A 7,627-nucleotide genomic window follows, 5' to 3' on the forward strand; every position below is an offset into this window, starting at 1 on the left:
CCGGTGGACGTGATCGATTCCCACGTCCATCTGTGGGATCCCGCGGTACCCGACCACCCCTGGTTGGCTGACGCTGGTGAGTTGAACCGGCCCTTCGGGCCGGCCGACCTCCAGGCTGACGCCACGGGCGCCAGGCTCCGCACGACCGGCATCGTCGTCGTCGAGGCCGACGTGCAGGACGGGCTCTGCCGGGAGGAGGTGTCGTGGGTGGCCGCCCAAGACACCGTCGCCCCCGGGGCACCCCCGGTGCTCGGGATGGTCGCCCATGCTCCGTTGGAGCAGGGCCAGAGCGTCGCCCCGCTGCTGGCCGAGTACGCCGCCAGCCCACTCGTGGTCGGCGTCCGGCGTCTCCTCCAGGACGAGGCGCCGGGCTTCATCAGCAGCTCCGAGCACGTGAGTGGCGCCCGGCACGCCGGGGCAGCCGGGCTGACGGTCGACCTCTGCATCCGTGAGCACCAACTCGCCGAGGCCACCGCCCTGGTGGCTGGCTGTCCGGGGACGCTGTTCGTGCTGGACCACCTGGGCAAGCCCGCGGTCTGCCCCGGGGGCCTTGAGGGATGGCGCGACGGGCTGGCCCGGTTGGCCGAGTTGCCCAACACCGCCTGCAAGCTGTCCGGACTGGCCACCCAGGCCGACCGCTCCGCCAGGACCCCGGGAATCCTCGCCCCCTACCTCGAGCACGCGCTCAGCGTGTTCGGGCCCGATCGCTGCCTCTTCGGCAGCGATTGGCCGGTGTCGCGCACAGCTGTGCCGTACCCGGACTGGGTCGACCTGGTCTGGTCGGTGGTGTCCCGCCGCCCGGTAGCCATGCAGGCGCTGGTGTTCGCCGGAACAGCTCGCCGCGTCTACGGGCTGCCCTTGGCCGGTGCTGCGTGCTGACCACCCGACTGCAACACCCCGACGTCTTGGCTGCCCTAGCCGGGGCGGGGCACGGGTCACTGGTGCTCATAGCCGACGCCAACTTCCCGACGCGCACCACGGTGCCGGCAGGGGTGCCGCGGGTGCACCTCAACCTCGTACCAGGCCTCATCGACGGCCCCAGTGCGGTTCAAGCCGTGCTGTCGGCCGTGGTCGTCGAGGAAGCAGTGGTGATGGCGCCGAACACCACCGGCCCCTACGCCTTGCACGGCGGACCACCGGTGTGGGACCGGTACCGCGCCGCCCTGAGCGCAGCGGGCTGCACCACCGAGCTGGCGCAGCTGGAACGGTTCGCCTTCTACGAGGCCGCTGGCCACCGCGATCTGGCACTGGCCATCGTGACAGGCGAGACGTCCTGGTACGCCAACGTGCTCCTGCGCCTGGGTGCGTTGGCACCTGCGCTCGATGAAAGAAGGGACGGGACCGATGTCACTGACCGATGACGCCATCCTGCGCATCAAGGACATGATCGTCACCGGCGCCGTGAAGCCGGGCGGCAAGCTGCCCCGAGAGGCCGATCTGGCCGAGACACTCGGAGTCTCACGCAACTCCTTGCGCGAAGCCGTGCGGGCACTGTCCTTGATCAACGTTCTCGACGTCCGACAGGGCGACGGCACCTACGTCACCAGCCTCAACCCCGGCCAGCTGTTCGAGTCGATGAACTTCGTCGTGGAGTTCCACCAGGACGACAGTGTCCTGGAGTTCCTCCGGGTGCGTCGCATGTTGGAGCCAGAGGCCACGGCCCTGGCGTGCAGTCGCATGGCCCCCGCCGAGCTGGACGCCCTGCAGCGGCTCGTCGACGATGCACACCCTGACACCCCGGTCGAGGAGCAGTTGGCCCTGGACGTGCAGTTCCACCGGGTCATCGGACTGGCGTCGGGCAACGCAGTGCTGGCCTCCCTCTTGGACGGGCTCGCCGCCCCGACCAACCGGGCACGGATCTGGCGCGGCAAGACCCAGACGGACGCTTTCGGCCAGACCCGTCACGAGCACCAGGCGATCGTCGACGCACTGCGCACCGGCGACCCGGCACTGGCTCGGGCCGCGATGCTGCTGCACGTCGCCGGGGTCGAGTTGTGGCTGGCTGACACCACGTCCCGCGGGCAGGGCCCACCCGCTACCTGACGTCCACCCACACGCGCTGCCTCCCCAGACCCAGAGCGGACCGTCCTCCGACGTCCGCCGATGAAAGGCGTCCCACCATGCCCGTTTTCACCTCACTCACCACCACCGACGTCCGATTCCCCACCTCTCGCGACCTTGACGGTTCCGACGCGATGAACCCCGAGCCGGACTACTCGGCGGCCTACCTGGTCCTGGACACCGACGCCGAAGACGGGTTGGAAGGCCACGGCTTCGCCTTCACCACGGGGCGGGGCAACGACATCCAGACCATCGCGATCCAGGCCTTGCGGCCCTGGATCGTGGGCCGCGACGTCGATGCGGTGCTAGCCGACCTCGGCGCGTTCGGCCGCGAGTTGACCACCGACTCCCAGTTGCGCTGGCTCGGCCCGGAGAAGGGGGTCATCCACATGGCGTGCGGCGCGCTCCTCAACGCCCTCTGGGACCTGCGGGCAAAGCGGGAGGGCAAACCCTTGTGGCGGCTGTTGTCCGAGCTCACCCCAGAGCAGATCTGCGACGTCATCGACTTCACCTACCTCAGCGACGCGCTCACCCGCGACGAGGCGCTGGAGATCCTCCGCAGGTCCGAGCCCGGCCGCGCCGCGCGCACCGAGCAGCTGCTCGCCGAGGGCTACCCCGCCTACACCACCACCCCCGGCTGGTTGGGCTACAGCGACGAGAAGCTCGTGCGGTTGAGCAAGGAGGCCGTCGCCGACGGGTTCGGGCTGATCAAGCTGAAGGTGGGCGCCTCACTGGAGGACGACGTCCGACGCCTCGGGCTCGCCCGTGCGGCCGTGGGCGCCGACGTCCGCATCGCGGTGGACGCCAACCAGCGCTGGGACGTCGGCGTCGCGATCGAGTGGATGGCGGCACTGGCCGAGGGCGACCCCTACTGGATCGAGGAGCCCACGAATCCCGACGACGTGCTGGGGCACGCGGCCGTCCGCGCAGCCATCGGCCGGGTGAAGGTGGCCACCGGCGAGCACTGCCAGAACCGGGTCGTCTTCAAGCAGCTGATGCAGGCCAGGGCCATCGACGTCGTGCAGATCGACGCGTGCCGAGTCGGAGGAGTGAACGAGAACCTCGCGATCATCCTGCTGGCGGCGAAGTTCGGCCTGCCGGTCTGCCCGCACGCCGGCGGGGTCGGGCTCTGCGAGATCGTGCGCCACCTGTCGATGTTCGACTTCGTCGCCGTCAGCGCAACGACCGAGGACCGGGTCATCGAGTTCGTCGACCACCTCCACGAGCACTTCCTCGACCCCGCCGTGGTCCGCAACGGGCGATACACCACCCCGACCATGCCCGGTGCGAGCACGGAGATGTACCCGGAGACCCTGGCGGCCTACGTCTACCCAGCCGGCCCGGTGTGGCAGGAGTCGGTGACGGTGGCCTCGGCGTGACGACCACCTTGGACGCCTTCGTGCTGGGTACCGCGCAACTCGGTGGACTCACTCGCGTCGTGGACGACGGCACCGCGCAGAAGACGCTGGAGACCGCCTGGGAGCTCGGTGTCCGCCACTTCGACACAGCCCCGCACTATGGGGCCGGGCTCTCCGAGCGCCGCGTCGGGGCCTTCCTGCGGCAGTTCCCCCGAGAGAGCTTCACGTTGTCGACCAAGGTCGGGCGGCTGTTGGTGGACACCGACGAGAACACCGATGGGGCCGAGGGCTTCTTCGGCGGCGACCGAAGACGACGGGTGCTCGACTACTCCGGCGACGGGGTGCTGCGCTCGCTGGAGGAGAGCTTGGCCCGACTGGGCCTGGGCCGGGTGGACACCGTCTACGTGCACGACCCCGACGACCACATCGACCAGGTGGTGGCCGAGGCGGTGCCTGCGCTGGTGGAGCTCCGCGAGCGCGGGGTGGTCCAGCACGTCGGGGCCGGCATGAACCACAGCGAACCGCTCGTCCGACTCGTCGCCGAGACGGCCGTCGACCAGATCATGGTCGCCGGCCGTGTCACGCTCCTGGACCGCTCGGCTGAGCTGCAGCTGCTGCCGCTGTGCGCCGAGCGCAGCGTGAGCGTCGTGGCCGCTGGGGTGTTCAACAGCGGGCTGCTGGCCGACCCGCGGCCCGGTGCTCATTTCGACTACGCACCGGCCACGGCGCAGCAGCTGGCACAGGCAGAGCACGTCCGGGCCACCTGCACGCGGCTGAGCGCGCCACTTCTGGCCGCTGCCATCCAGTACCCCTTCAGGCACCCGCAGGTGGGCGCGGTCGCGGTCGGCTGCCGCACCGCCACGCACGTGAGGGACAACGTCGCGTCGTTCTCGGCGCAGCTGCCCCTCGGATGGGCCGACCACCTGTGACCACCTCCCTCACCGGGCCGGAGGTGGATTGATCACGAGATCCACCACCTCCGCCCCAGCGCGGTGAGGACAGGCCGGTCCCTCCGCCTCGCGGGGGCCGGACCGCTGAGCCGGGCCGACCGGATCCGCGGGCACCCGGGGGTGGCCGCCTGACCACGCCGCCCGGCGGGAGCTGGAGCCGCCCCCAGCAAGCAACTGTGCTGAAGACCATTCGGTGAGACCCGCCGATGAGCAGACGGGAGCCGACAGAGCAAGACGAGCTCGTGCACTGATGTCGTTCGACCACGGATGGTCTCAGGACGTGGACCACACGTCCCTGCAGACCGTCCCAACATCTCAACGAGGAGATCTCCTTGACCACGTGGGAATTCAACCGTCGCAAGTTCATGCTCGCTGCCGGGGGCGGCGCTCTCGCCGTTGCGGCAGCATCCAGCCCCTTCGGCCCAGGACTCGCAACCGCACGCGCGGCTGATGGCGGCGCTTTGGCGGCGTTGGCCGAACTGCGGTTCGGCATGTTCAACCACTTCAACTTGGGCACGTTCACCGATGAGGAGTGGGCGGCTCCCAACCAGAGCGCAGCAACCTTCGCACCGCCGGCGGTGGACTGCGAGCAGTGGGCCGACGCAGCCAAGGCCGCGAACATGACGTTCGGCGTGCTGACCACCAAGCACCACGACGGCTTCTCGCTGTGGCCCAGTGCACACGGCACCCAGAACGTCGCCAACAGCGGCTACCGCAGGGACGTCGTGCGGCAGTACGTGGATGCCTTCCGCGCACGAGGGCTCCGCGTCGGGTTCTACTTCTCCATCTGGGACCGGACCTTCCCCGTCCAGGGTCACGGAGGGCTCCACGTCAATGACAAGAGCCAGTCCGTCGACCCCACGGACATGACCTACGTGCTCGGGCAGATCCGCGAGCTGCTGACCGACTACGGCACCATCGACATGTTCATCACAGACGGCTGGGCATGGCAGATGGGCCAGCAGTCACTCCCCCTCCAGCAGGTCCGTGAGCTGGTGAAGTCGCTGCAGCCGAACATCGTGATGGTCGACCACGGCGGGCTGAGCCAGCCGTTCCTCGGGGATGCCATCTACTACGAGGAGCCTCTCGGGGTCACCTCACCGCCAGGCAACACCTACGCCAGCCTGCAGGGACAGACCATCAGCAACGGCTGGTTCTGGCACCCCGCTACGCCTCAGGAGAGCCTGATGTCCCGTGCGGACATCCTGGATCACCTCGCCGATCTAGAACCCAAGTGGACGACGTTCCTCCTCAACTGCCCGCCCAACCGCAGCGGCCGGCTGGACACCAACATCGTGAACAGGCTCGCCGAGGTGGGCAGCACGTGGGCACCGAACACTGGTCGACCTGCCCTGCCTGCCCAGCCCCTGTCCGTGCAGTGGCCCATCACCCCGGTGGCCAGCTACGCCACCGGTTCCCGCGGCGGGGAGCCGGCCCGGAACACCATCGACGGGTACAGCGACAGCGGACGCGAGACGTGCTGGTCGACGTGGAGCTCGACCAACGGGACTGGCGCGCTGGCTCTCCCCCAGTCGGTCACCGTGGACCTCGGCGGGACCTGGGGCGGCGTCTCAATGCTCGAGTACCTCCCGAAGCAGTTCGGGCGGGACGCCACGAACACCAACGGGGACATCACCGGGTACACCATCTCCACCAGCACGGACGGCTCGACCTTCACCACTGCCGCTTCGGGCAACTGGGACGCTGGCCCGACCACCAAGTCCGCCCAGTGGGCGCCACGCACGGCGGCCTTTCTCCGGCTGACCGTCACCGCGGCTACCGGCCGCTACGCCAACGTCAACGGCCTCAAGATCGGCGGTGGCGTACAGCCGTCGCGACAGGGGTACGCCGTGGACACCAGCAAGGTGTACCGCCTCGTCAACCGCAACAGCGGCAAGGTCTTGGACGTCTACTACTTCGGTACCGCCAACGGCACCCGCGTGCAGCAGTACCCCTGGACCGGAGCCGCCTGCCAGAGGTTCATCCTCGCGCCCACCGGGGACGGGTACTTCACCATCAAGGACCAGAACAGCGGCAAGCTCGTCGAGATCGGCGGCCCGTCTCGTGACGACGGCGCCAGGGCCAACATCTGGTCCGCGGCCAACGTCTACCAGCAGCATTGGGCGGTCACGCCGATCGCCGGGGGGTACGTGGTCCTCACCAACCGCTTCAGCGGCAAGGTGTTGGAGGTGGCAGGAGCGTCGATGAGCGACGAAGCCGTCGCAGCACAGATCGAGCACACCGGAGCACCTGAACAGCAGTGGCAGCTGGTCTCCGTCTGACCGCCTGATGCAGGGCGGCCGGCCGCTTCGACCCGAGGTCGGCCGCTCTGCCATCACGGTCGCCCACGAGGACGTCGGCAGTCCCCATGGCGTTGTCGCCCGGAGACCCAGTGGTCGGTTCAGTGCTCGACCCGTGCGGGTGATGGCGGAGCCCCCTTGCGGTGGCCCTGCCCCCGGTCTTCGACCATCTCACCAACCGCATCGCGAGCGGCGCCCGATCTCGGGACCACAGTTCCCAGGACAGCTCGGCCCCCAGCACCAGACTGGACAGGACAGCCCGATGAACGACGCTGACGGCCTCGTGCCGGTCCAGCTCACCTGGGACGCCGAGATCGACGAAGGCTGGATCACGCTCAGCAACAGCGGTGGTGCTGCGGTCACTCAGCGGCGCATCGTGGCCAACCCGGTGACCGGTCGGAGCGAGGTGTCCCTCGACTTTGATGCCGCTGGCCGTCTCGTGCGGATCGGGTTCCTCGGGAGCGAGCTCGTGAGTGCGGGCCCCAGCCAGGCGGCCACGTCTTGACACCGGGTTCGGCCGGTGTTGCACGGGCTGGGCCACTCTTGCTGCGCGGTACGACTTGCTGATCTGCTGAAGCCCGATTTCCCCTTCGGATACTTTCTCGATTCAGCTGTAACTGTGTGAGCGCTCACCGATGTTGCCTCTGGCGGCTCGAGCTGCCGGCGCAGTCGTGGTACCTCGTCGAACCAACGGCGAGTCAGCCGAGGAGTCCCCCGTGTTCGCAGTACGCACCCGCACCCGCACCCAGCCCCCACACGCCAGTACGGCCGGTGAGGCAGGTGCCGACGTCGACGCCGTGACCGCAGTCGTCGCCGCTCTGTCCACCCCGGCCTCGACGGGAGAGGCTGTGCAGGCTGCGCTGGACGTGGTGCGCAAGGCCTTCGGGTGGGCCTACGGGTCGCACTGGGTCCTCGATCCGGCCGATGGGCTGTTGCACTTCTCCTCGGAGTCGGGGTC

7 protein-coding genes are annotated in these 7,627 nt (G+C 69.1%); all 7 read left to right on the plus strand.

The window, feature by feature from the left end:
• The first annotated feature begins 3 nt into the window (after positions 1–3).
• The 7 genes from AC0IVP_RS16985 to AC0IVP_RS17015 all read left to right on the plus strand — a co-directional run bounded on the left by AC0IVP_RS16985 (position 4) and on the right by AC0IVP_RS17015 (position 7,174).
• Positions 4–879 carry an amidohydrolase family protein gene (locus tag AC0IVP_RS16985; protein ID WP_471758053.1) on the plus strand — a complete coding sequence of 292 codons (876 nt, stop codon included), beginning with the start codon at positions 4–6 and terminating at the stop codon, positions 877–879.
• Positions 873–1,361 (plus strand): RbsD/FucU family protein, encoded by a 489-nt coding sequence (locus AC0IVP_RS16990; RefSeq protein ID WP_471758055.1) that lies wholly within the window; start codon positions 873–875, stop codon positions 1,359–1,361. The genes AC0IVP_RS16985 and AC0IVP_RS16990 overlap by 7 nt, the downstream gene beginning before the upstream one ends.
• Positions 1,345–2,043: a FadR/GntR family transcriptional regulator gene (locus AC0IVP_RS16995; protein ID WP_471758057.1), complete on the plus strand. Its 699-nt coding sequence runs from the start codon at positions 1,345–1,347 to the stop codon at positions 2,041–2,043. Before AC0IVP_RS16990 ends, AC0IVP_RS16995 begins: the two co-directional genes overlap by 17 nt.
• 152 nt (positions 2,044–2,195) lie before the next feature.
• Positions 2,196–3,440 carry an enolase C-terminal domain-like protein gene (locus tag AC0IVP_RS17000; protein ID WP_471758059.1) on the plus strand — a complete coding sequence of 415 codons (1,245 nt, stop codon included), beginning with the start codon at positions 2,196–2,198 and terminating at the stop codon, positions 3,438–3,440.
• On the plus strand, positions 3,437–4,348 hold the full coding sequence (locus tag AC0IVP_RS17005) for an aldo/keto reductase (protein ID WP_471758061.1): 912 nt from the start codon (positions 3,437–3,439) through the stop codon (positions 4,346–4,348). The genes AC0IVP_RS17000 and AC0IVP_RS17005 overlap by 4 nt, the downstream gene beginning before the upstream one ends.
• A gap of 353 nt (positions 4,349–4,701) precedes the next feature.
• A complete protein-coding gene (locus tag AC0IVP_RS17010; RefSeq protein ID WP_471758063.1) occupies positions 4,702–6,651 on the plus strand; it encodes an alpha-L-fucosidase in 1,950 nt (649 codons plus the stop codon).
• A gap of 280 nt (positions 6,652–6,931) precedes the next feature.
• Complete coding sequence (locus tag AC0IVP_RS17015; protein WP_471758065.1) at positions 6,932–7,174, plus strand: hypothetical protein; 243 nt, start codon at positions 6,932–6,934, stop codon at positions 7,172–7,174.
• The last annotated feature ends 453 nt before the right edge of the window (positions 7,175–7,627 follow it).

This window comes from Klenkia sp. AC732, assembly GCF_979256525.1.